At 50.0% G+C, this 24,919-nt stretch carries 16 protein-coding genes; 5 read left to right on the forward strand and 11 right to left on the reverse strand.

The genetic code is table 11. The features are described 5' to 3' along the window. Positions 1-7 precede the first annotated feature (7 nt). Complete coding sequence (locus IC230_RS21790; protein ID WP_191041161.1) at positions 8-2,251, reverse strand: transglycosylase domain-containing protein; 2,244 nt, start codon at positions 2,249-2,251, stop codon at positions 8-10. A gap of 213 nt (positions 2,252-2,464) precedes the next feature. Between IC230_RS21790 and IC230_RS21795 the strand changes: the two genes are divergently transcribed. After that, entirely contained in the window at positions 2,465-3,268 is an 804-nt protein-coding gene (locus IC230_RS21795) for a carboxypeptidase-like regulatory domain-containing protein (RefSeq protein ID WP_191041162.1), read from the forward strand. Between the two features lie 79 nt (positions 3,269-3,347). On the opposite strand, the gene IC230_RS21800 is transcribed toward IC230_RS21795, so the two are convergent. After that, positions 3,348-3,800: a GNAT family N-acetyltransferase gene (locus IC230_RS21800; protein WP_191041163.1), complete on the reverse strand. Its 453-nt coding sequence runs from the start codon at positions 3,798-3,800 to the stop codon at positions 3,348-3,350. A gap of 75 nt (positions 3,801-3,875) precedes the next feature. Then, positions 3,876-4,907, reverse strand: coding sequence for an RluA family pseudouridine synthase (locus IC230_RS21805; RefSeq protein ID WP_191041164.1), 1,032 nt, complete (start codon positions 4,905-4,907; stop codon positions 3,876-3,878). 58 nt (positions 4,908-4,965) lie between these two features. On the opposite strand from IC230_RS21805, the gene IC230_RS21810 reads away from it, so the two are divergent. Further along, positions 4,966-5,871, forward strand: coding sequence for a 1-aminocyclopropane-1-carboxylate deaminase/D-cysteine desulfhydrase (locus tag IC230_RS21810; protein WP_223860757.1), 906 nt, complete (start codon positions 4,966-4,968; stop codon positions 5,869-5,871). A gap of 16 nt (positions 5,872-5,887) precedes the next feature. On the opposite strand, the gene IC230_RS21815 is transcribed toward IC230_RS21810, so the two are convergent. Together IC230_RS21815 and IC230_RS21820 are read right to left on the reverse strand one after the other, a co-directional pair. Beyond that, positions 5,888-6,532, reverse strand: a complete 645-nt coding sequence (locus tag IC230_RS21815; RefSeq protein ID WP_191041166.1) for a response regulator — start codon at positions 6,530-6,532, stop codon at positions 5,888-5,890. After that, positions 6,495-8,657 (reverse strand): tetratricopeptide repeat-containing sensor histidine kinase, encoded by a 2,163-nt coding sequence (locus tag IC230_RS21820; RefSeq protein WP_394355501.1) that lies wholly within the window; start codon positions 8,655-8,657, stop codon positions 6,495-6,497. The genes IC230_RS21815 and IC230_RS21820 overlap by 38 nt, the downstream gene beginning before the upstream one ends. 445 nt (positions 8,658-9,102) lie before the next feature. Here IC230_RS21820 and IC230_RS21825 point away from each other — a divergent pair, with 445 nt between their 5' ends. The 3 genes from IC230_RS21825 (at position 9,103) to IC230_RS21835 (ending at position 12,139) form a co-directional block, all read left to right on the forward strand. Then, complete coding sequence (locus IC230_RS21825; protein WP_191041167.1) at positions 9,103-9,864, forward strand: hypothetical protein; 762 nt, start codon at positions 9,103-9,105, stop codon at positions 9,862-9,864. A gap of 112 nt (positions 9,865-9,976) precedes the next feature. Next, complete coding sequence (locus IC230_RS21830; protein WP_191041168.1) at positions 9,977-10,735, forward strand: hypothetical protein; 759 nt, start codon at positions 9,977-9,979, stop codon at positions 10,733-10,735. 126 nt (positions 10,736-10,861) lie between these two features. Then, on the forward strand, positions 10,862-12,139 hold the full coding sequence (locus IC230_RS21835; protein ID WP_191041169.1) for an acyl-CoA dehydrogenase family protein: 1,278 nt from the start codon (positions 10,862-10,864) through the stop codon (positions 12,137-12,139). A 78-nt stretch (positions 12,140-12,217) separates the two neighbouring features. Here IC230_RS21835 and IC230_RS21840 read toward each other — a convergent pair whose 3' ends face one another. The 6 genes from IC230_RS21840 to IC230_RS21865 all read right to left on the reverse strand — a co-directional run bounded on the left by IC230_RS21840 (position 12,218) and on the right by IC230_RS21865 (position 24,864). Further along, entirely contained in the window at positions 12,218-14,857 is a 2,640-nt protein-coding gene (locus IC230_RS21840; RefSeq protein WP_191041170.1) for a M14 family metallopeptidase, read from the reverse strand. Between the two features lie 91 nt (positions 14,858-14,948). Then, positions 14,949-16,277 carry a M20/M25/M40 family metallo-hydrolase gene (locus IC230_RS21845; RefSeq protein WP_191041171.1) on the reverse strand — a complete coding sequence of 443 codons (1,329 nt, stop codon included), beginning with the start codon at positions 16,275-16,277 and terminating at the stop codon, positions 14,949-14,951. Positions 16,278-16,382: 105 nt separating this feature from the next. Continuing rightward, entirely contained in the window at positions 16,383-19,223 is a 2,841-nt protein-coding gene (locus IC230_RS21850) for a M14 family metallopeptidase (protein ID WP_191041172.1), read from the reverse strand. A gap of 105 nt (positions 19,224-19,328) precedes the next feature. After that, positions 19,329-19,955 carry a hypothetical protein gene (locus tag IC230_RS21855; RefSeq protein ID WP_191041173.1) on the reverse strand — a complete coding sequence of 209 codons (627 nt, stop codon included), beginning with the start codon at positions 19,953-19,955 and terminating at the stop codon, positions 19,329-19,331. Positions 19,956-19,988: 33 nt separating this feature from the next. Then, entirely contained in the window at positions 19,989-21,587 is a 1,599-nt protein-coding gene (locus tag IC230_RS21860) for a SusD/RagB family nutrient-binding outer membrane lipoprotein (RefSeq protein ID WP_191041174.1), read from the reverse strand. A 31-nt stretch (positions 21,588-21,618) separates the two neighbouring features. Beyond that, entirely contained in the window at positions 21,619-24,864 is a 3,246-nt protein-coding gene (locus IC230_RS21865) for a SusC/RagA family TonB-linked outer membrane protein (protein WP_191041175.1), read from the reverse strand. Between the last annotated feature and the right edge of the window lie 55 nt (positions 24,865-24,919).

The following is a 24,919-nucleotide window of genomic DNA, read 5'->3' on the forward strand; positions in this document are numbered from 1 at the left end:
AACGACTTTACTGCGAAGTTTCCAATGCTTTTTGTGCTTCCCGCTCCAGACGTTTGCGTTCACGTCGTTCCTGCCGAAGTTGTTTGCGTGTCTTGACGGTATCGGTCGGAGCAACTTCAGCGGGCGATGGGTTTGATGGATCGGGCTGCACGGTCTGGTCACCATCGGTACGTTTATCGTCGCTTTTCTTGCCTTTAAACAGTCGGCGAAAGAAACCACCAATACCCGTTCCTTCTTCTTCATTGTCAATTTCTTCACCATTGGGATCGGGTAAAAACAGACTATCCGATTGGAAGGAAGAATCCACGGGAGCGACTTCGCGACGAAGTCCTTCCCGCAAGCGAACGTCATAGAAGCCGTATGCACCGGAATCAGGGGTTGTCAGACCACGGCGCGCCATAATACGGCCAATTAATTTAAAATATCCTCTTACGTTTCGAATCTGAAGGTAGCCACCCGGCACAAACCAGTTCAACGCTGCTTTCGGGCGAGGTACGACGAAGGCTAGAAAGATGCTCTCACCCAGACTCAAATCGGACGGGCTTTTAGCAAAATAATAACGGGCAGCTTCACCGATGCCGTAAATGTTACGTCCCCACTCGATGATATTCAGGTACACTTCATACATCCGGGCTTTTGGAACGATGTGCTCATTTTCGATCAGCCAGACAATCAGGATCTCTTCTACTTTTCGGGAGAGCGTCTTGTTCCGGTTCAAGAAAACGTTTTTAACCAGCTGCATCGAAATCGTACTGGCACCACGTTTAAAGGATTTCTCCTTAAAATTCGTGGCAATTGATACCCGAAAGGCTTTTTCGTTAAACCCTTTGTGTGTGAAGAAGTTATAATCTTCCGACGTTAGGAGGGCGTTACGTAAATCGGGTGAAATCTGCTCCAGGGGAGTGTAGTCTGGATTGGCAGGGCCAACAACAATATCCCGTACAGGCTTTCCTTTTTCGTAAGGCGTATACACAAACGGGTGGTTGATCTCGCCCAAATCCGTCGGCCCCATTTTTAGTATCTTAAAGCCTTCAGATGTCAGGCCCGAGTTGAATTTGACCGAGTCGGGAATAGACGTATCGAGTTGAAACGCCATGTCGTATTTAAGCTTACCCGCTACCTGCATCCCTTCCAATGACTCGAATAAGCCCTGCGGGAATGAGTTGAACAACGCCTGAGCATCCAGCGCATCGGTATGCAACTGAGCTTCGTATATTTTCGTGGGCTTGAGGGTGTACTTCACAAACGGCCGTGCGCTGACCTGCCCCAGATGAAGGGTTGATGAACTATCGACCCCAACGTAATTTTCTCCAACAAACAGATTCGCATCGATGGCGGCCCGGCTGACCACTACGTCAGTACGGGCAACGGCAGGATGATTGATCCGTAGGTTTCGGACAGAACCAGCACCTTCCAGCCGGAATTCACCCCCCGAGCGATCAACATCCCGGAGTTCAGCTCGCAACGTATCGGCCTGTAATTTAAGCTTGTATTTCTTTTCGATGTAAGGCAACTCAATCGGTTTTGGACGTCCATCCTGGCCCTCCGCATACAGCGCCAGATTGTATTCGCGGTCGGCGGGGTCGGCTGTACCCGTTACGTGCCAGGTTGCCTGATTGCTATTGAGTTTGATTGTCGACGTAACGTCTTCGTCTTTAATTACCGCCGTTTGTGTCAGCAGGCTGAGGCTGTCTTTATCATCCATTGCCCGAAATTCCAGATTACTGATATTCAGATCGTCAGGAATTTTGGAAAGGATGTTATCAATCAGGTTCTCCGCTACGTCAGACAAGTCAGTACGTTGGGTTGTCTCGACAGGCCGGTCGGCAACGGCTGTTGAATCCCGTTTCCGATGGAGCAAAAAGTCAATGTTCGAGAGTGAATCGCGTTTAACAACCTGAATCAATCCATTCTCAAGCGTCATACCCGACAGCCCGATTTTACCCGCCAGCAGCGGCCAGAACCGCACTGCTACTTCGACCCGCTGAATTCGCGCCAGACTATCACGTTCTTCGGGAACGACCGATATATCCGTAAAAGCAAGCGAACTGAGGCCAGTAAATTTAGCCGATCCGATTCGAACGTCGAGGTGGTAGTCGCGTTTGGCCTTACGAATGGCTTTGGCGAGCGACGTCTTTAGGAGTGCTTCACGTTTGGAATAAGCAATACCAGCTCCGACACAGGCTACTAAAAAAATGCTTAAAAACACCCAACCTGCAATGCGGATGGCTTTCTGTTGACGATACGTCATGTTTAGTTACTATTCGCGATGCGCAAAGATACAGTTTTTGGGCGAAGGGGGTAAACGTAGAGGTGGGTGTGGAGATATACTTATTTTCCGCAAATCATGCCTGCAATCATGCAGTTGATACGGTCCATATCCCAATTCGTTAACGAGTGGGTTGAAATCGGGCATGATCAGCTACCATTTTTGTGCTGTTATCAAAACGAACTAATCCACACCATGTTACAATCTTTCCGGCCTTTTGCCATTGCTACGTTACTTTCGATAAGTGGTTTACTTACCACCACTGCCTGTAAACAAGAGCCTCCTGAGCCTAAGCAACCCGACTCGGGCGGATCAAACGGCCAATCCGGCTACGTGATTGGTAAAATCACTGATCCGCAGGGGAATACCCTGTCGCGGGCTACCGTTTACATCGACAATACTGTATTGAAAGGCCGGGGAGCGGAAGCCAATAGCAGCGCCGATGGAAATTATAAAATTCAGTTGGTCAAGGGCTTAGGCCAATGGATAGCCAAAGGGTATGTTCTCAAGCAATACAATAACCGGGTCTATAAAATCCAGCTTGAGCCGGAGAATCCAGACAGCTTTTCGGAAGAGGAAAATCCAGTACGTAATTTTCAGTGGAAGCTAACCGGCCATATCCCTGATCTAAGTCTGAACCTGTATTACGGGGGTTATGTCGAATTATACCGCGATTTGAATGCCGATGGCCTGTATGATACCGAAAATGTTGAACTGACATTCAAGCCAGTAGGTACGTTGATTGATGGATCGACGGGAAAAACGCTAAAATTAAAGGGTGGCGAAAAGTCGCTTGATAGTGATTTTATTATGGACATTCCAATTGGCCGCTACACCATTTCTGCGATTTACAAACCTACGGGCCAGGCACTACGTGTGCGAAACGCGCTGGCCAATGATGACAGCTATAACTACGCCAATTCGGTAACAGTTGATTTTAGCGGAACCGAAGTGCCCACTCGAGCTAACAGCATGGCCATCGGCATCACAAATCGGTAGGGTGGCATAGGGGTAAGGGCATGGGGCAGAGGGGTAGATTTTCACGTTTACCCTCTGCCCCATGCCCTTACCCCTATGCTCAAAAGTCTAAGTGGCAATTCGTCCAGCCGTCGTCGAAACGGGTTCCGAATTGGCGATAGAAGCCAATGGCGGGTTCGTTCCAGTCCAGAACCTGCCACATCATGCCTGTACAATTGGTTTCGTGCGCCATGTCGACGGTAGCGTCAAAGAGTAATTTGCCGATGCCGTAGCCACGAAAAGCTTCGGTTACGATGATATCTTCCAGATACAGGCGCTTGCCTTTCCAGGTCGAATACCGAAAAAAGTATAAAGCCATACCAACAATGTTCTTGGTATCGGAATCTTCGGCCATAATCATGCCGAAGAGTGGGTTGGGACCGAAGCCATCCAGAGCCATTTGTTCGACTGAGTTAGTGACCTGATCGGCAGCTCGTTCATAAACGGCCAGCTCCATAACTAACTCGAATGCTTCAGGTATATCTTCAAGAGTGCCAGGACGAATTGATATCATTTTTAGCGGAGAATGGTGAACAGATACGTATGAATAGTCTAAGAAAAAGACGTGGGTAAAGTTAATACAAGCTCATCAATTGTTTGTAGCCACTAGCTTCTGCCATTTCTCCAGAGCCGCCCGAAAATCATCCGGCAGTTCAGAATCGAATTGAAGCCATTTCTGGGTGCGTGGGTGCGTGAAGCCCAACGATTTAGCGTGTAGAGCCTGCCGGGGTAACAGTTTGAACGCGTTTTCGACGAAAGCTTTGAAGCTGCCAACCGGATTTCCGCGCAGAATCCGGTCGCCCCCATACATCGCATCGTTGAATAACGGATGCCCAATGTGCTTCATGTGCGCCCGAATCTGATGTGTACGACCGGTTTCCAGATTGCATTGCACGAGCGCTACGTACCGCAGTTCTTCCAGGGTTTTGTAATGCGTAACGGCCCATTTCCCTTTTGCTTCGTCTTCATAAATCGTCTGTACTTTTCGGTCACGTACCGACCGGCCAATATAACCGGTAATCGTGCCTTCGGATGGATTTGGTATGCCCCAGACGAGGGCGTTGTACGTTCGCTCGATGCTGTGCTCGAAGAATTGCCGCGCCAGGTGCGTCATGGCGTATTCGGTCTTGGCAATCACCATCAGGCCCGACGTATCTTTATCGATTCGGTGTACCAGGCCGGGTCGAATGCTGCCATTACGTGAGGTAGGTAAATGCTGAAAATGATAAACCAACGCATTAACTAACGTACCGTCCCAGTTGCCGTGAGCCGGGTGAACTACCATACCCGCGGGCTTATTCAGAACCAGCAGTTCATCGTCCTCGAAGACAATATTGAGTGGAATATTTTCAGGCTGAATATCCGTATCTCGGGGCGGATGCGGCAGCGAAATCGTAATGACATCCAGTGGCTTGATCTTGTAGCTGGCCTTCGTTGGTTTGTCATTCACATGAACTGACGTTACGTCGATAGCCGCCTGAATTTTAGTACGGGTAGCGTTGGGCAGCCGATCCATCAGAAACCGATCGATCCGTAGCAGACTTTGGCCTTTGTCGACCACAATGCGGTGGTGTTCGTATAATTCCTCCTCTTCCGAAAATTCTTCGACCGCTTCTGTCATACTACTATCTCAAAAAGTTTAGCGAATTTACGGGACGATGACTGATTTTAGTGAACAAATGCATACGTTTCCCGCCAATTCGCCCCTGCAATTGCTTGAGAATCCGTTTCCTGAGTTAGTAAATATCCGGTTATTTCTGAAGCGCGATGATCTGCTTCATCCGCTGGTATCGGGCAATAAGTGTCGTAAACTCAAGTACAATCTCCTCGCGGCTCGTGAACAGAAATTTACTACGTTGTTAACCTTCGGAGGTGCCTATTCCAATCACTTATATGCTACGGCTGCAGCCGGACAGGAATTTGGCTTCCGAACCATCGGCGTCGTTCGGGGCGAGGAACTGGCGAAGGTGGTACGTAACAAAACGTTACTGGCCTGTGAAGCCTACGGAATGCAGCTGCATTTTATCAGTCGAACCGAGTATCGACGCAAAGACGAACCGGATTTTCTGGCTGATCTGTTGCATCAATTTGGCCCCTGTTACGTACTGCCTGAAGGTGGAACCAACGCGCTGGCCATTCGAGGTACAGCGGAGATTCTTCCTGAAATTATTGATCAATTAGGCGATAAACCCGACTACGTTTGCTGTCCGGTTGGTACGGGCGGTACGTTAGCCGGTTTAGCGCAATCGACCGCAGATGGGATGAATGTATTGGGTTTTCTATCGTTGAATGCTACTGAATTTCACCTTCCCATCAGCGGTAATGACATAGCCCGTTGTCAGTTAGAAACGGCTTATTCGTTTGGTGGCTATGCGAAAACTACGCCCGAATTACTACGGTTCATTCAGTCGTTTGACCGTAAGACGGGTGTGTTGTTGGAGCAGGTGTATACGGGTAAGATGCTGTATGGTATTTATGATCTCGCCTTGAAAGGGTATTTTAAGACTGGCGCTACTGTGGTGGCGGTGCACACCGGGGGCTTACAGGGACGTAGTGAGGCATTGAATCTACAATCAAAGTCATGATTTATAGCCTCATAGCCTAGATGCTGTGCCGGATGGCGAACTGAATCAGATCGGTGACTTTGTTAATTCCCAGCTTAAAATGAATGTTTTTACGGTGAGTCTTCACGGTTTCGATGCTTAAATGGATCCGTCCGGCAATTTGCTCGTTGCTCAACCCTTCCCGAATCAGGGCGATGATTTCAACTTCCCGAAATGTCAGGTTAAGTCGGCGGGCGAAGTCGTCGCCGAACGGGTCGTTAGCGAGTGAAACTGGATCAGTAAGCGACGAATCGAAGTACGTATGTCCCGCTAGAACCGTTCGAATCGTTCGTAACAGATCGATACTACTGGCATCTTTGAGCAGATAGCCGTGCAAACCGGCTCGTCGAGCTTCGTCTAAAAGTTTAGGTTGATTATACATCGTCAGCATGAGTACCCGCACGCCAGGATAATTGCCAACAATGGTTTTTCCAAGGTCAATGCCATTTGTGCCTTGCAGATTTACATCCAGCAGGACCATATGGGGACTAGTAAGGTGGATCGTTGGTATGACCTCGCTTGCCTGAAAGACCTGCCCGCAGACCACTAGGTCGGGTTGTTCATTTAAGAGACTTTTCAGGCCATCATTAAAAAGCCGGTGGTCATCAATCAGGAGGAGCCGACTGGGTAATTCGGGGAGCATAAACCGACGTTGAGTACGGAATATTCAGAACGACGAGTGTACCCGCTTCACTTACGTCCCGCCACAGCGTCGCTCCGATATATTCAGCCCTTAAATTAGTATTTTTCAAACCAATTCCGGTATGTCCATATTCTGAAGAAGCCGACTGACTCCCCAGACCATCATCTTCAACGGTGATTGTCAACCGATCATCGTAGTAAAGAAGCTGAACAGCCGCTTGGTTGGCTTGGGCGTGCTTACTAATATTCTGAAGTAATTCCGAAACGATACGATACGCGTTTAGCTCAGTTTCTAAGGGGAGTTTTTGTTCAGGGCCGGACGTAATGAAGCTAAAGCGCGTTGGCTGCGCGGGCTGGCTCTGTACAAGTTGCCGAATCGTGTGGAGCAGACCGATGCGGGAAAATTCGGGGGGCATCAGGTTGTGTGCAATCCGCCGGAGATCATCGCTGCTTTTCTGAATCAGCGGTTGAAGTGCATCGAACGCCTGGGCGGCCTCTGGTTCGTGCAGATGCAGGCGAATGTCGTCTAAACGCCGTCGAAGCGTAGCGAGCGTACCACCCAGGTCGTCATGCAGATCGGCGGCCAGACGTCGGCGTTCAGCTTCCTGGGTATGGATGATCCGCGCATCCACTTCTTTCCGCTCTTCGGCCAGCCGCAGATCGGCTTCTGCTTTTCGTTTCCGTAGTCGGACCAGAAAAAGGAGTAGTATCAACACGCCCAGCAGCAGCAGCGACGAACTGGTACTGAATAGAATGAAGTTTTGCTGAAATCGGTTTTCCTGTTTCAAGGCCTGTTGCTCAAATGCCTGTTGTTGAAACCGTTGAGCTGTCTGCTGACGGTTCAGGAGGGTTTTTGCCCGTTCATTGTCGAGCAAACGTTGTTGTTCACTCAATCGGGTTTTTCGGGCGAAGGCGTCTGCTTCAGCACTGGCCCGCACCCGGTCCAGTTCGGCTTGTTTTTGCAGGGTCAATAGCCGTTGAGCCTGTAACTGTTGCTGCTGTTGGCTCTGCAAGGCCAAGCGATCATATTCGGCCTGCTTTTCAATAGATACTAATTCCAGACTGTGCTGACTCTCGGCTATGGAGTCACGAACGACGATGTATTTTTTATAATGCAAGGCCAGATTTTTCCAGTCCTTCTGATGCTCGGCAACCTGATAAAGGGCCATGTAAGCTTGTTCACGAATAAACTTATTGGGTTGTGGTAGTCCGAGTACCTGTTGAGCATAGTGGACCGCCTGTTCATCCTGTCCTAAACCCGCATAGACGCAGGCCAGTGTACCCCAGCTATGCGATTCGGCTGGCGTTTTGATGTGGTCCCAGATCGCTTCTGCTTTTTTAGCGTAGTGAAGGGCCTGCTCATACCGCTTGTATTTCAGGTAGAGTTCGCCCAGATCATCGTAAACAAATGCCCGACTCGACTCAGACGCATAGTCTCCCAAAAGCTTCTCCGCTGCTACGTAGTGTTTCTCGCTCTCAACGAAATTGTCCTGTTGTTTATATACGGCTCCTATATGCTGTTCAATCGCTCCGCGAAGCGCAGTTATACCGTTCGCTCCGACATTTGGTAAGCCATGCAGCAGTAATTGATGCGCCTGATCGAGGTAATGGAGCGCATTGGTGTAATCTTTTGTGATGCTGTATAAATCACCCAGGTTCATGTTTATCCGATACCGTAAACCATCATACAGATTAGTCTTCGGGAGTAGGGAAAGCATCTCAAAATTAAGTCGAAGCGCCTGTGGCGTATTCAAAGCGCCATTGCGATAGTATTCTTCCTGAAGAAGCTTGCCATTCACGATAAAATAAATGTTTCGGCTTTGGCGCGCCTGATTAATTAACTCATTGCTAAAATGTAACGTACTGTCCCGGCGGCTATACCACCATTTATACAGCCCGCCCAGATAATAAAGTGCCTGAAAGCGAAGGGTGTCATGCTGAACCGTATGGGGCATTTTTGACAGGGCGTGATACTGCCGTTTCGCCAATTGCGCCAGACTATCCATGTAAGCCCCATCGGCCCGTCGATTAATGGATAGTTTAGGAAGCGGCTGAAATTGCGCCTGACTGCTGAATGGCCACCAGCCCAGCGCTACCAGAGGCAGTAGAAATCGTATCAATCTCACAAAATTCGGACAGTCTTAAGGTGGATATTGACAAAGTACGCTGATTTGTCCAGTCTAAAAAATACCCTTTTCGCGGTATGGCGTTGGGTCTTCAGATCACCCAACTTTGTTGCGTTATCCGCTCATCCACACCTTTCTCAACCATGAACCTACACCGATTTGCCTGGCGGCTCTTCGCTACTCGTTGCCGCCCTCGCCATGGTCCGGTCTTCACATACCGTCGTATAGCCAGCTGACCCTGAAAGAACGTAGCCAACGATCCTCTGCGCTTCTTATCCACCTGAGAGAATATGGGAAAATCCCCTGTTGAGGTGGGCAAATATCCCATTGCCTCCGGATGTAAGGCAGCCGAAGTTTGCCACGTAATGCAGGAGCACTAGGCTTCTAACCTTACTTCTTATTTAATTTCTCTTTTTTCTATTTCTCTGTTAACTAAGTAAAAACTATGAAACCACGTTTCTCATCTCTTTTTCAGATTACCCTGGGATTATTCACACTATTACTCACACTGGTTATTTCGTGTAAAGGGCCCGACGGACCGCAGGGACCAGCTGGACCTACGGGAGCAACCGGGGCTACCGGAGCCGCTGGAACAGCGGGCGCTACTGGCCCAGCCGGGGCTAGTGGCGTAGCAGGAGCCACGGGGGCGCAGGGACCAATGGGAAATGCCAACATTGTTTATAGCGAATGGAAACCCGTTGATGTCAGCACAAACTTTTACGCTTACCCCGACAATTCGTCTGTTTACCTCGGCAATGACACTAAAACCGACAATGCCCTGCTTACCCAGGACGCTATCGACAAAGGCATTATTTATATATACTACAAAACCGGACAGAAGACATTCGATCCCGCTACGGGCGAAATGAAATTAGCTGAACGAATTCTCACTACGAATGGATTCGGCTGGCTCAAAATTCCGGGTCGGACTACGAACAAAGACGAGGACTACATAAATTATTACATAGGCAATGAACTCATTAGTGCAAACTATCTGAAATTCAGTGCTTTCATCTATACGAATCAGAATGGTACCATTGTGCCCGACCTGGCGGGGAAAACGGCACAGTTTTACCGGGATATGATTAAAACCATGCCTCAGTATCGAATCATTGTCGCCTATGGGAGCGTAAAAGGAAGCCGTACCGGAGCCGTTGATTTCACCGATTACGCATCGGTCAAACAGACGTTCAATCTGCCGGATTAATTCAGTAGGTCGTCTTCCTCTCCAAAACCATTGTTGCACTGGGTTCTGGGGAAGGCCACTGCTTTATTCACACGTCTACTCTTTTTCGATTCACTCTTATATCGGTAAACTTATGAAAACGCGTTTTGCGTATTTTGGTCAGCCTGGGCTTGGCTTAATGGCTCTTTTGCTAATGCTGGTTATTTCGTGTAAAGGGCCCGAAGGGCCACAAGGCCCCGTTGGCCCCGCCGGAGCAACCGGGGCTGTCGGAGCCACGGGAGCAGCAGGAACCACCGGCCCCGCTGGCGTCAGTGGCGTAGCGGGAGCCACAGGGGCTCAAGGGGCTGCGGGCAATCCCAATGTTGTTTATAGCGACTGGAAACCCGTTGATGTAAGCGGGACTTTTTTCCTGTTTACGGATGGTACGGTTTACCTCGGCAATGATAACAAAACCGACAATGCTTATCTTACGCAGGAGGCCATTGATAAAGGTCTTATCTACATCTATTACAAACTTGGCCAGAAAACATTCGATGCGGCCACGGGCGAAACAAAGCTAGTGGAGCGGGTAGTGGCCGATAGTGGTTTTGGTTACGTTAAAATTCCAGGCCGCACCACCAGCAAGGACGAAGATTTTACGAGCTATTACGTAGCCAATCAACTCTTTGGGGTGAATTTTCTAAGGATTAGTACGAATTTAATGACAACCCGGAGCAACGTAGCGATCCCTGAACTGACAGGCAAAAGCGCTCAGTTTTACCGCGACATGGTTAAAACACTGCCACAATATCGGATCGTTGTTGCTTACGGAAGTACGAAAGGAGGCCGTTCCGGAGCTGTCGATTTTAAGAATTACGCGTCGGTCAAACAGGCTTATAATCTGCAAGATTGAGTTTAGCCGCTTTTTAAATCGGGTGTATGATCAGCTATAGGTCATACACCCGATTTATGGTTTATCGGTAGCTCTATTTTAGGTGAGAATAATACCATAATTTGCCTGTCGTTAGGTATGTTAACTATGGAAACAATTTTCACTACAGAACGCGTCAGACCACTGCTGGCCAAGGTTCGCGACTTTGTTCAGTCAGAACTCATTCCACTCGAAGACGGCTTTTCTCATAACAAACTTGGTACGCTGATTCCAATTCTTGACCAGAAACGAAAACTGGTTAAAGCTGCCGGGTTGTGGGGGCTGCATCTTTCCAAAGAGGAGGGCCGTGACGACGGACCGGGGCACGGTTTGACACTCTGCGAGTTTGGGCAGATAAGCGAGGTCCTGGCGCACGCTCCGTTTTTCGGTCACTACGTATTTGGCTGTCAGGCACCCGACATTGGTAATACAGAGTTGCTTCACAAATTCGCATCGCCCGAACTGAAAGAACGGTATTTGAAACCGCTGATGGCGGGTGAAATTCGCTCCTGCTTTTCTATGACCGAACCTGACTTCGCCGGATCAAACCCAACGCGTATGGCTACCCTTGCCGTGCGAAATGGCGATGAATACATCATTAACGGGCGTAAATGGTTCACGTCTTCCGCCGATGGGGCCGCGTTTGCGGTGGTAATGGCGGTTACGAATCCTGAAGCAGCGCCCCACGAACGAGCCAGTATGATCATCGTTCCGACCGATACACCAGGCTTTACTATCGAACGTAACATCCCTGTTTTTGGCGAAGCAGGCGAAGGCTGGTTCAGTCATGCTGAAGTGACCTATACGGATTGCCGTGTACCCGTTTCGAACCTGATTGGTGGAGAGGGGATGGGGTTTCGGCTCGCGCAGGAACGACTTGGACCCGGTCGCGTTCACCATTGCATGCGCTGGATTGGTAATGCCGAAAAAGCATTGGATTTGCTTTGTAAACGAGCGGCTACGCGTGAGATTGAAGAGGGTGTTATGCTGGGCGAGAAGCAATTTATTCAGGATTTCATTGCCGAAAGCCGCGCTGAGATCGATGCGTCCCGACTCTACGTACTGAACACGGCTCACATGATTGATACTGTTGGGGTGAGTAATGTACGCGACGCTGTTTCTGCCATCAAATTCTACGTAGCGAATGCGTTTCTACGCGTACTTGACCGGGCCATTCAGGTGCATGGTGCGCTGGGTGTTACGGATGATACGGTCCTGTCGGCGATGTATCGGCACGAGCGGGGCGCCCGTATCTGGGATGGCGCTGATGAAGTTCACAAACAAAATTTAGCTATCAGTATTCTCAAAAAATATGGCCTGGACATTAAGCAGAAAGCGCGCGAACTGCGACAGTTCCGCCAGATGATGAGTAATCAGGTAGTATGAAGTAACACAAGAGCCCGAACGTTCAAAACGTTCGGGCTCTTGTGTTATGCTCCGCGTAGGCTTTACTACGTCAAATTACTATTCACTTTTTGTGTTTGATTCGACCGCGCTTTTGGGTAATGTACTTTCGTAAAGCGCGTTGAAGATCAGCTTATACGTACCTCTGGGTTGTCCGCGGAACTGGGGGCTAAAGCCAAACATAACGATGTTACCTTTGCCCTGGTGTACGCGGACGACAGCCGGTTTTCCGGCAATGTATTTGTCTTCATTCAACGCCCAGCCACTCATAAGCAGCTCTTTTTTGGCGTAGCTGGCAACCACCTCGACAGTAGGATTAGGTGCCATTTTGGTGTCTTCTCGTCCACCTTCGCCTTCCCGCGATTGACGGATAACGTCAAACGCCCGACTGTTCGAGAAAGCAGCCGCTACCTCGGGCTGCATGCCATACGCCAGCGAATGTTTCGTATTAATAACCGTGCGGATCAGTGAGCCGGGAATGTAAAACTGCTGGCTCGACAAACCTTCCGTAGCATTTTTAACAGGTAAGCCAAACAACTCAATCGCGAAATCGCTGGCACCGTCGAAGGCAACCAACGTGCCGCCATTCGTTACGTACTGTTGCAACGCCATCGTACCGCCTAGACCCAAACCGCCTACGTAAGGAACAGGCATGGTATTCGGTGCATGGCCGTTCAGAATCCGTTTCGACTCCTGATCAGGAATGATGATCGCGCTATAGGTTGAGAGGTCTTTCTTCGCAATGTCGGCATCGTGTAACGTATCGACGGGGAAACTGTATTGTTCCATCAGCCAGCGCGTCCAGCCTTCGTCCATGTTGGCTACCCAGGATTTATAGAGGCCAATTTTGGGCAGTTTCAGGGGTTTGCTCGTTGTTGCTGGTTTGCTGGCAACTGCCGTAAAGCTTACGCCTAATTCTTTCGCCAGCGCCTGAATACGTGCATCGGTTGACGCGCCTTTTTCGATCAGGAAACTACCTGATTCGGAGGGCATGAACGAAACGATTTCGCCGTCTTTCAATAACCGGTTAACGGCTTTTACGCTGGCATTCTGGTTGCGCGAAAGGGCGTAGCCATACCCGGCACCTGACGCAACCTGACCCGCCACGAAAGGCGCGAATCCTTTTACCAATTCGGCATCCGCTTTAAACGTAGCACTGGTTTTGGCGACCGTTACGCCCATTTGCATTGGTAACGTCCATCCGGCCAGATCGTAGGGAGGAATCGGCGGGCCACCGGGATACAGGCGCTGATTGGGGTGAACCTGCTTTTCCATTAAATCCACTACGTAGGGGCTAAATGCCTGAGCGCCGTAAATGATGTACGAACCCGCTGGATACGTAGTGTTATTCGCCTGAAATGGCTGCGTAGCCCGGTGAATTTCGACTCCGCTCTGGCGGAACATATTTACCAGATTGACCGCTTCGCTTTTGTCCCACTGCTCGGTTGGGATGATGTAGGCATACGGTCTGCTTTTTCCGGCCGATTCAATCGCATCGCGACCCATTACGTAGATGTTGTACAGGAATTCTTCGCGTTTGTCGGCTGCCAGGACCAATGTCGCCATCGAGGCTTCTTCCATGTAATTGACAGCATCACGGAAGCGCGACTGACCACCTTTCCAGGGATCGGCGTAAAAAATATCCGTACCCGTCGTTAAAGCCGTTACGCCCACACCCACGGTTTTGGGTAACGAATCGGGGGGGTAAAAACGTGGCGATGGCGTAGCGTGAGCCGTTTCGGTCAGAATGCCAATCTGGTTATGGTAATACGGCACGGTCCGCATACCGCCATTCCACCACATGCTAAAGCGCAACTGCGAAACAACTCCCGGCATTTTTTTCATAGCAAACCTACTGGCCATAGCCGTACCAACCATATTGACACCAGCCGTTACGCCAGGGTGAATCTGTGGATTGACGGGATTGGCGAAGGGCGGAATGAAAATACGGGTCCAGGCTGGAGAAGTCTGGTGGTGATTGTAGACGATTTGCGGGTACCACTGATTGTATAAAACCTCCGAGACAGCCTTTGTCTCGGGCATGTTGTTCGTGAACCAGTCGCGGTTGTTGTCGTGACCAACGTAGTGATGATACAGCCAGGGTGGTTGGGTGGTTTCGAAAGGCGTACCGAGGTTGGCTTTGTACCAGTCAGCTACGATATCCAAACCATCGGGATTCATTTCGACCATCAGCAGAGCCACCACCTGATCTCGGATTTTCTTCATTTCCGGTGATTCTTCGGTGGCCATCCGGTAAGCCAGTTCAGGCAGCATCTGCGCCGAGGCTACTTCAGAAGCGTGCATACCTGCATCGATCCAGATAATCGCTTTACCAGACGCGGCCAGACTACGGGCCATTTTATCGTCGATTTTAGCGCGGGAAAGCTGTTCGCTGATGTTACGCCATTTATCGAGCTGCTTCATGTTGGCTTCACTGGATACCATCATGAGGTACATCGGCTTACCCAGCACGGATTTACCGATAGTCACCATCTGCACCCGATTACTGGCCTTGTCCAGACGCTGGTAGTAGTCCATCAGCATTTTGTAATTCGCCAGTTTGTAGTCGGCGCCCGGTTCAAAACCAAATACGTCGGCCGGTTTCGGCACCTGCGCAATCGCGAGTACGCCAGCCAGCAGAACCGCCAACAGTAAGAGTCCTACCCGATAAAGGGTAATTTTTTGAATAGATAGCTTCATAGTAGAGAGGTAGATTATATTGATGAGTCAGTAGAATAAACTTTCTTTTCTTGGAGTCAGATACTTCTTTGACACCACATCAACAATGCAATCAGTTTGCCATGCCGGCTTCAGCCAGTAAGACGAGTAAAATACGCTGCATACCCAGAACACCTTTGTCGTTCAGCCACCATTCTTTCAGCGAATGCGCTCCTCCACCCGTACCGCCACTACCGATGGTAACCGCTGGAATTCCTTTAGCAATGGGCGTATTGGCATTCGTAGAGCCTACCCGTAATTTAGGTTCGGCCTGGAAGTATTTAGACGCTGCCATGGCCCGCTGTACCAGCGGAATAGTGGGTTCTATACGACCCGATGGACGATCACCAACCAGTTTCACCTCAACCGTAAGGTCGGGACCACTCCGTTTCATGGCGTTTTCTTCTTTAAGCGCCCGTTGAACGGCGGCTTGCAGAAGCTTATCAACACCCGCCAGTTTTTCTTTGCTTTCCGACCGCATGTCGACTTCCATCCATGACTCGTACGGAATGGCATTCACTGACGTACCACCGCCAATCACGCTGACACTGTAGGTCGTTTTGACGCCTTCCCGCGTGAATTTGTCGGCATCGGTAGTGAAATAATAAACCGCTTTGCCTAACGCTCCGTGCGGATTGACAATACCGAAGGCCCCGTATGAGTGTCCACCCGGACCTTTATACGTAATGCGGTAGCGATGTGAGCCCAAGCCCCGGTGCGTAATGCTTTCGATACCGTGTCCGTCGACAGCGATGTATGAATCTACTTTAGGGCCACCCTGACGTAGTAAATGCTTAACGCCCCGCAGATCGCCCAGGCCTTCTTCGCCCACGGCACCCACAAACAGTACGTCGGCATCGGTTTCGATTTTGGCTTTTTCCATTCCTTTCAGAACAGCCAGAACAGCCGCTAAGCCGCGAGTATCATCGCCAACGCCGGGCGCATAAAGCGTATCACCTTTCGCCTTTATTTTTACGTCCGTTCCTGCCGGGAAAACCGTATCCAGATGCGCTTCGACGACCACTGTTTTCTTGCCGGATTTTCCTTTGCGTTTGGCGATTACGTTATTGACTTCATCGATCCAGACTGAATCTGCCCCTGCTTCTTTCATCATAGCCGCATACTTTTTAGAGCGTTCGGCTTCTTTGAAAGGGGGAGATGGAATTTCGGTTAACGTAATAAGATCCTGCTTGGTCTGGGGTTCCAGCTCCGTAAAGATTTTAAAAGCCGATTGTACCGCTGGCCGTTTCGCTAACGTACTGACTTCGGTTTCGTACTTCTTGTCGATCGGAACGACCTTTTTCGATTCTTCGTCGTCCTCTTCTTCCTGAGCAAACAGGCATGGGGCTGTGCTTACCAGCAATACGGAAGCAATGAACGATAATTTGAAAAGTTGATGCATGGTTAAGAAAAATGAGGTTGAGCAAAGTCTGGAGACTACCACACCGGTGGATCAGCCGAACAAAAAAAAGCCCCTCTCTTTTTCAGGGAGAGGGGCTGGTATGCATTAATCTTCGCTTACAACATCGTTGCCTTGCGAGCCGCTCTTACCTGTGTTATAGAGCTGATTGAAGAGGAACTTAAAGGTCCCCTGCGCCTGCGCCCGGAACGTAATTTCGGGTCCGAACGCGTAGAACTTACCGGAACCAACGGGGGCCATGAACGCAGCAACACCATCCTGCAAATACGATTGTCCCCAGGCCCAGCCACTACGTAGTGGTTTGTTCGTGTCGAACCAGGCGAGTGGTACTACGGTGCCTTTGGCAATCGCTTCGGGAGCCAGTTTGAAGACCGGGCTTGCGTCGAAATAAACGTCTGTCTGTTGGCCAAGACCCCAGGTTGCGTGCTGCGTAGAATCCAGGCTCACGCGCAAGACACTGCCAGGGATATAATATTTCTCACCAGGTAACGGTCTTTCAGTTCCCGTATTTGTCATTTCTGTCAGAGCATTCTTAACGGGTAAACCCAGGTGATACGCCAGATTTGTGCTGGTTCCGATCGTTACGACCGTTCCACCGGCTTCCATGAACGTTTTCAACTGCGGGATCGACTTGGCTGCGGTAATTTTGCCCAATCGTGACTTGTATTCGGCAGGCGTCGTTTCTTCTTTCGGTTCGCGTTCGAGGGCGCTGAAAATATCCTCTTCTCTGCCGCCAACGGCTGGGATCGCGCGGGTTACAAACACGATCACATCGTATTTCTTCCGCAAGTCACCGGCATCAATATCGCCAGGATAAATAACCTTCATTGGGAAGTGATACTGTTCCATCAACCAACGTACCCAGCCCGATGGCATCGAACCACCGTACGTGTCCCACAGCGCAATTTTCATTGGCGACACTTTGATCATGGATGCGGTGGGCTTCTTCGAAATCCCCGTTACTTCCAGGCCAAGGTCTTTCGCTGATTTGTCGAGCAGAGATTTCGCTTTTGCCGAAGCAGGAACGAAGAATGCACCTGATTCAACCGTCGATTTACCACCCGTTCCATTCGGTAAACGGAATACGTCAACACCTGATGCCAACAAATCGTTGACCGCAATAAATGAGTTATTAGCTTTGGCGCTCAATACGTAGCCAGCGCTCGGAGCACCATTAACATGACCCTCAGGAGACTGAAGTTCACCGTACGGCAGTTTCTTGAACGGACCATCGAAATTGTCTAAAATACGATCAAATTTCACATTCATCAGATAGGCCAGTGTCCAGCCAGCAGCATCGTAAGGACGTACGGGTGGGCCACCTGGATACTGGAAATCGTTCGGGTGATCCTGTGGTTCAAACATATCCAGCACGTGCGGACGGAATGCCTGATCGGTTTTCACGACGTAGGAACCGGCTGGATATTTTTTGCCTGCCACCGTGAAGTCGGCCGTAGCCTGCTGAATCTGAATACCCGTCCGGACCAGCGCATTGATAAACTTAGCGGCCGTCGCAAAATCAGGTTGGTTTGCCGGAATGATGAACCCACGCGGATCACGTAGCGTCGGCGCTTTCATGATCGTGTCGTAATATTTGGTTGGTATGCCACCTCCCCGCGGAACAAAGCCATATTGAGCCAAAGCGGCATTCGTGGGTACCGCAGGCTTTTTAGGGTCCGTCTGGAACGTATGCGTAATTGCGTCGATCTTCTTCGGCGACAGACCCCAGGTGTCTTTGCTGCCGCGTTCGATGGAGTTTTTACCCATCCGGTAGATATTGAACAGCACTTCATCGCGGTAACGGGCTGCATACCCCATTACGGCGTAGTTCAGCGAGACCGAATAATCAATGGATTGCTTGAAATGCCACTTTTGCGGTAGCACCGGGAAAGGCGTGTTGCCGTTCGGGATCAAATACTTTGCCACAACGGGAATATCTTCGGGAGTTGGACCACCGATGATTTCCGTCAGCAGACCAATCATGTTGTGGAAGTGCGTCGTAGTACGTAGTCCGCCGTTATACCAGGTCGAGAAAACCGAGCCACCCAGCCGGGTAAAACCGGGTTTGTTTTCCGAATTCAGTCGGTTGATCATGGCTGCACCGAGGGCATCGATACCCGTAATCATCAGTGGATCGAATACGTAGTTAAACGGATCGCGGTAAGGAGGACCCGCCAGTACCGATCCGGCCGGACCGCGCTGGTGGTGATTGTACATGATCTGCGGAATCCACTCAACAAACAACTGACGACCAATATTCTGGGTTTCCTTCATGTTCATGATGAAGAAGTCGCGGTTGTTGTCGTGACCAATGTATTTCTGATACAAACGAGGCAGGTTATCCAGTACCCGCTTTTCCGCTTTTGGCTCACGCATGTACCAGTTCGTGACAAGCTCTTGTCCGTCGGGGTTGGCGTGCGTCATCAGCAGGATATCATCATTTAGAATACGCATCGTTTCGGGATCTTTGCGGCTCACCAATTGCCAGATCGTTTCAATGAGTTGGTGCGTACCTACCGTCTCGCTTGCGTGCAGACCACCATCAATCCAGACAATGGCTTTGCCTTCATTGGCTAAAGCGTGGGCCTGTTCGTCGGATAGGTTTTCGGCGCGGGCGAGCTTCTGCGAAATCTCTTTGTAGCGATCTAACTTTTTTAAGTTCTCGGGCGACGAAATGATCAGCATCAACTGATGACGGCCTTCTTCGGTCATGCCAATGTCAACCAGTTTAACCCGATCGGAGGCAGCGGCAATTTTTCGGAAATACGCTTCGGTTTGCGTATACGTAGCGAGTTGATAATCATCGCCGATGTTGAAGCCAAAATGCTCTTTGGGCGAGGGGATGGCCGGGGTCGCGCTCGACTGAGCCAGAGCGGTGCTCAGACCGACCATCAGCAGAACAAGGAGCGAGTAAGGAGAATAACGCATTGTTGAGAGTTAATTGGGGTTTGTTTTTACGATTGATTATTGTGGCTTTGTTGTGGTATTAAGTGGTGTCGGGTTCTCAAACCCGACACCACAGTGACTCGTACATTATTTTCTTCGGAAGCGAACACCAACCCGGCAATCGCCAACTTCGCCCCGTGCTTCGTCGCATACGTTCTCCTGAAAGCCTTCGATTCGGCGGCCGTCTTTCAGGTTGAGTATAAATTTAAACAGGAAATAATCATTCTGAACGACCGTGCTGAGATTCGTGCCCGTAAAAGCGGCTAACTGAGCGGCCGTTACGGTAAAGGTCTTCGGGAATTCCGTTACGGTTGAATATAATTTATCGGACGCTCCAACCCGGCTGGGCAGCGGAAACTGGGTGACGCTCGGATATACCCCACCCGGCTGTGAAAGCACGATTGGATAGGCCGGATTACCGGAAGTGGGCGCTTTCACAAAGCCCAGATACACATCAATCGACTGAACTTCTGCCTTTCCGAAACCTTCCCATTTCAATACGTATTCAAACTCCTGACTCCCCAGGTTAGTGGCTCCTAAATCGAAAAATGACGTATTGGAGGTAGACACTGTCGGCAATGCCGATTTGGCCGTGTTGACCGCTACCAGCGGAACCGCCGTATAGGTCCAGTTCTCCCAAACGTAATTCTCTGTTTTGCAGGCATCAAGCGCAACCAGTAGCAGAAGAGAAAAATATAGCGTGATTTTTTTCATGACTTTCTATAGTGTTTCAAGTTCCGGTGTCAATTATTTATCCCAGAAAACGGGTGTTGTCTGCTGGGCGGTTTGTAATTGATCGGCTTTGTCCGATACGCTACCGTTGGTCGACAGCTCCGTTACGGAATAGGATAGACGTAGTGGAAAGGTATTCAGCGGAGCGATCGGTGCTGCCAGTGTAGGCAAACCCGTCCGGCGGTAGTCGTTGTACGACTCGATACCGTTGCCAAACTGAGCAATGTATTTCTGCGTCATTACAGCATTCAGTTTACCAGCAGCATCAGCGGCATCGTACTGCGCGGTCCGGTTAGCCACAAAGGCGGTCACCGTAGCCGTTGCCAGTGTTGGCGCTGAGTTGCCCGAACTTGTCGAAATGGTATTGACGCTGTTCAGGTGAGCCGTTATACCGTCCTGAAATAATTGTTTGGCGTCACCGGTTGTGCCGAGTGTCAGAGCCGATTCGGCCAGGATGAATTTGACCATGGCGTTCGTGATGAACGGAAACACACCCGCCCCCGAGCCATCGGTATTCGTCACCACTTTAGGCGTCGACGTAGCGCCCGAATTCGAGATGAATATGTTAGCCGCGGTTAGGTTATTGATGGGGGAGGCATCGTACAAACCACCCGCCGGATAAACACCAAACGTAGCTTTCAGGGCATTGTCGTTCGGGGAAGCCGTCGCATCACCGGTATAGCGGCCAAAATAGCCGTTTCCAGTGGGCGTGAAACCAACGGTATAGTTCGACGTTTGTCGGTAGAAGAAATACCGCATCCGGGGATCGTCGGTGCTGAATAACCGCTCGATGAAGTTCTGGCTCATGTAATAACTCTTGCTGGCCTGATATTCGGTACGGTGCCAGGGATGGCGGTTAGCCGGTGTTTCGGTTGTGCCGAAGCGGAACGCAAAATCCTGCGCATTGGTGGTGATGATCGGAGCATTGGCGCTTAATAAAGCCGCAATACCTGCCTTTGCTTTGTCGGGCTGAACGAGCCGAATCTGATTGAAGAGCTTCAATTTCAGCGAGTTTCCCATGCGAATCCAGGCTGCTTTATCACCTTTATAAATGATGTCGGCGGTGGTTGGCTGGATGGCGAAATTGCCTTTGTTGGCATCGGCCAGAGCCTCGTCGATCAACGTAAACAATTTATCGTAGATAGTGGCTCCGCTTTCAAAGACCGGATCAGAAACGGTTAGTCCTTTCGAGGCATCGGCGTAGGGAATGTCACCCCACAGATCGACCATGACACTGTAGATATACGCCTTCTCTAGTTTGGCAATCGCCGTGTAGTCCCACCGCTGTAAACGCGTGCCTTCCCGAATCACGATTTCGATGTCGTTGAGCACCTGCGTATATAAAGCATTCCAGGATTGCTGATAATCTGTACCGTCCTGAAAATTGCGGCTGGTATTGCTCGTATACAATTGCTGGGTCAGAATGGATGCACCAACATTCACGTCCCGCAGACTACCCGTCATCGATATTTGAGTTGCTGGTAGCAACAGTTCCAGTACGGGCGTAGTGGGGTTGTTTGGGTCGGCATTGATATCGACGAAATCTTTGCAGGCCCCTGCCAGGAATAGCAGCCCCAGCATCGAAGCCGTTCGTATGTTTTTGATGAATTGCATAAGTTGAAAATGAATATGATGTTTCAGATTCTTAGAAACTAAACCGAAGATTGACACCCAGACGACGCGTGGTTGGAATACCGATGAAATCGAAGCCCTGTGAATTACCCGTGCCTGTCGAGCTAACCTCTGGATCAAAATTCAGATACTTTGGAAAGTTGGGAGCCAGATACCAGAGGTTACGGCCACTGATCGATAGAAAAGCCGCGCCAAAGGGTGTCTTTTTGAGCCAGTTCTTCGGGAACTGATACCCAAGCGACACTTCGCGAAGCCGGAAAACGGTTGCATCGAATACGTTTACCTCAGCGGCACCACCCGGACCGAAACCACCCGTGAAATAGTAGTCGGCCACGCCAACACCAATGTTGTTCGGGATTTTCCTGCCTTCCCCGTCCAGCAGCGGTTTCAACGTATTCACATCACCCAGAACCCCTGGACCTATGATAATGGCTTCCCGCTCTTCGGTGTCTTTCGTTACGCCCCGGCTCAGCAGTTCATAAGCCGTGAACGAATACATATCACCCCCTTTCTTCCAGTCGAATAAGGCGCTGAGCGTAATACCTTTGAACGTAAAGTTATTGGTAACACCCAAAATGAAGTCAGGATTGGGATTGCCGATAGGGCTTACTTTTCCACTCAAAATGGGTTTGCCTGTGTTTGGGTTAACTAACGTATTGCCCTCATCATCTTTAGCGTAGGTCGATCCGCGAATCTGTCCATACGGCTGACCGGCAATGTGTACGCTGCCTAAATCCGAGAAACCACCGTAAGGAAGCTCTTTCAGATTGCCAATGTCGAGCACGATGTTTCGGTTAAGCGTAAAGGCTGATGAAATATCCCAGCGGAAACCATTCGCCAGTTTTATAGGATTTACGTTCAGGCCGATTTCAATCCCTTCATTGGAAGACCGGCCCAGGTTAATCACCTTCTGTGTGTATCCGGTAGACGGAGCGGCATTAACGGTAAAAATCTGTGACGTACTGATCTTCTTGTAGTACGTAACATCCAGGCCAATACGGTTATTGAAAAACTGTAATTCGGTGCCTAATTCAAGTTCCGTAATAAACTCCGGCTTCAACTCTGAGTTGGCCAGCAGATCCGATTCTGTTAATGTACTCTGCCCGCTGAACGGCGAAGCAATGGCTCCTGTCGTTGAGCCAGCGCCTAATACGGGATTAGCGATATAAACCGTTTGGGTTTGATACGGTGTCGCTTCGTTGCCTACCCGTGTGTAACCAGCCCGGAATTTACCGAACGACAACACATTCTTAGGGATGTTAAACGCTTCCGTAAAAATCAGCGATGCACTGGCACCTCCGTACAAATAACTCCGGTTGCTGACGGGTAGGGTAGATGATACGTCGTTGCGGGCAACGATATTCAGGAACGCCCAGTTTTTGTAATCCAGCGAAATATCGGTGAAGAACGCAAAGTACCGTTGCTTGAAGTTGTTCCGGTTGTTCGGTAGTACGCGGGGAATCGTTACGCTGGTATTGTTCAGGGAGTTGATGCCCCGGAAAATGATCCCGTCGCCAAAAACAACCTGCCGTTCGGTCAGCCGCTGGTTAACATTGTTCCCCAGAATCACTTTCAGCCCGAAATTCTCGCTGAGCGGCTTTGTTGCCGTTACAAGCAACGTATTGTCTAGTTCCTGCCGGTAAATGTTGTCGTTCGTAATGTTGCCGTTCGGGAAATAGTCGCCACCTTTTCCATTCACAACCACGCGTCGGTCAGTGTAGGCGTTGAATCCAATGGTGTTCTGGACATTCAGCCAGGGCAGTGGGTCGAAACCAAGAACGGCATTCCCATAATACCGGTCTACCTTGCTGGTAGTAGGACTGTTCACAACCGACCAGTATGGGTTATCGGTACCTACCCGGTCGTATACGTTATTGCCGTTAAGTGGGTTCGTATTTGGGAAACCCGTTAAATCGAAGCTGGTGGGCACGAACATCAGGATGTCCAAAATGGAACTACCACTACCGTTAGCCGCCGTCAGCTGAGGAGAGACCTGCTCAGTGTTGACATAATTAAGCGCGCCACTGACATAGAATTTGTTGTCTAATTGCGCGTTGCCACCAATGTTTATACCCGTACGGGTAATCTTGTTTTCAGGAACCACGCCCTGATTACCGGTGCGTGACAGCCCAACGGTAAGGCTACCTTTCTCGCCACCTGTCGATACAGAAAGAGCGTTTTCAAAGACGTTGCCCTTACGAAAGAAATTTTTGGCGTTATACTGCGAATACGATTGGTACGGTACCTGAATTGGTGTCACGCCATCGGCCTCATAAAACTGTGGGAACACGGACGAGGGATACCGGTTGTTGGTCGTGAGCGGATGCGGAATGGTTGCCCGCGTAGGAATCAGGCTGGTATAGCCCGCATAAGGAGGACCCCACGAACCGAATACCCCACTCCGATAATCGAAGTTAGTTCCCTGACCGTACTTGGTTTGGTACTCCGGCAAACCCGCTACGGTTTCTGTCGCGTACCCCATGTTATAGGTTATTTCCAGTCCTTTCCGACTCTGGCTTTTACCGGCTTTGGTCGTTACGATGATAGCGCCGTTGGCGGCCCGTGAACCGTAAAGTGCCGCTGCCGCTGCACCTTTCAATACGGTCATTGTCAGAATATTATTCGGATCAAGGTCAAAGGCACGGTTCGTAATGGTCGAGCCGCCGACGGTGCCATCCGTACTGCCAAAACTGGAGTTATCGAACGGTACCCCATCGACCACAAACAGGGGCTGGTTGTTGTTTCCCAGCGATGAGTTTCCCCGAATTGTGATATTTGTCGCGCCACCCGCAGCTCCCCCAGAGCCCTGAATATTTACCCCGGCTACTTTACCGGTCAGGGCGCGAAGTGGGTCTGGTTCTGACCGTTGTGCCAGCTTGGTAGCGTCTAATGTACTGACGGAATAACCCAGTGCATTCTTATCGCGCTTGATACCCGCGGCCGTCACGACAACTTCACTAAGCTGCTTGGTATCCGCTACCAGCACAACATCGATAACTTGCTTTGATCCAACTGTAACTTCCTGTCCCTGAAAGCCAACCGCCGAAAAAACAAGCGTAGCATTTTGGTTAGGAACGTTTAGTTGATACGTTCCCTGAGCGTCAGATACGGTTCCTAGCGTAGCGCCTTTTACCGTTACGGTTGTGCCTGGTAGAGGCTCCTTGCCAGCGGCATCAGTAATTTTTCCCTGGACAGTGCGCTGCTGGGCGAATGAGAGAAGCGGTAAAAACAGGAGAAGAGCAAATAGCCGTTCTTTCATAGAGTTTTGAGTAGAGATTGAAATAGAAGAATCTTGAATAATTTAAAATACAATT

The sequence above is a fragment of the Spirosoma validum genome (assembly GCF_014699035.1).
Taxonomy (GTDB): domain Bacteria; phylum Bacteroidota; class Bacteroidia; order Cytophagales; family Spirosomataceae; genus Spirosoma; species Spirosoma validum.

Excerpts from the sequence above, each read along its gene's own strand:
- IC230_RS21835 (WP_191041169.1), top strand. The coding sequence starts at position 10,862 with ATGGAAACAATTTTCACTACAGAACGCGTCAGACCACTGCTGGCCAAG.
- IC230_RS21815 (WP_191041166.1), bottom strand. The coding sequence starts at position 6,532 with ATGCTCCCCGAATTACCCAGTCGGCTCCTCCTGATTGATGACCACCGG.
- IC230_RS21840 (WP_191041170.1), bottom strand. The coding sequence starts at position 14,857 with ATGAAGCTATCTATTCAAAAAATTACCCTTTATCGGGTAGGACTCTTA.
- IC230_RS21855 (WP_191041173.1), bottom strand. The coding sequence starts at position 19,955 with ATGAAAAAAATCACGCTATATTTTTCTCTTCTGCTACTGGTTGCGCTT.
- IC230_RS21790 (WP_191041161.1), bottom strand. The coding sequence starts at position 2,251 with ATGACGTATCGTCAACAGAAAGCCATCCGCATTGCAGGTTGGGTGTTT.
- IC230_RS21845 (WP_191041171.1), bottom strand. The coding sequence starts at position 16,277 with ATGCATCAACTTTTCAAATTATCGTTCATTGCTTCCGTATTGCTGGTA.
- IC230_RS21810 (WP_223860757.1), top strand. The coding sequence starts at position 4,966 with ATGCATACGTTTCCCGCCAATTCGCCCCTGCAATTGCTTGAGAATCCG.
- IC230_RS21860 (WP_191041174.1), bottom strand. The coding sequence starts at position 21,587 with ATGCAATTCATCAAAAACATACGAACGGCTTCGATGCTGGGGCTGCTA.
- IC230_RS21800 (WP_191041163.1), bottom strand. The coding sequence starts at position 3,800 with ATGATATCAATTCGTCCTGGCACTCTTGAAGATATACCTGAAGCATTC.
- IC230_RS21865 (WP_191041175.1), bottom strand. The coding sequence starts at position 24,864 with ATGAAAGAACGGCTATTTGCTCTTCTCCTGTTTTTACCGCTTCTCTCA.
- IC230_RS21795 (WP_191041162.1), top strand. The coding sequence starts at position 2,465 with ATGTTACAATCTTTCCGGCCTTTTGCCATTGCTACGTTACTTTCGATA.
- IC230_RS21850 (WP_191041172.1), bottom strand. The coding sequence starts at position 19,223 with ATGCGTTATTCTCCTTACTCGCTCCTTGTTCTGCTGATGGTCGGTCTG.
- IC230_RS21805 (WP_191041164.1), bottom strand. The coding sequence starts at position 4,907 with ATGACAGAAGCGGTCGAAGAATTTTCGGAAGAGGAGGAATTATACGAA.
- IC230_RS21825 (WP_191041167.1), top strand. The coding sequence starts at position 9,103 with ATGAAACCACGTTTCTCATCTCTTTTTCAGATTACCCTGGGATTATTC.
- IC230_RS21830 (WP_191041168.1), top strand. The coding sequence starts at position 9,977 with ATGAAAACGCGTTTTGCGTATTTTGGTCAGCCTGGGCTTGGCTTAATG.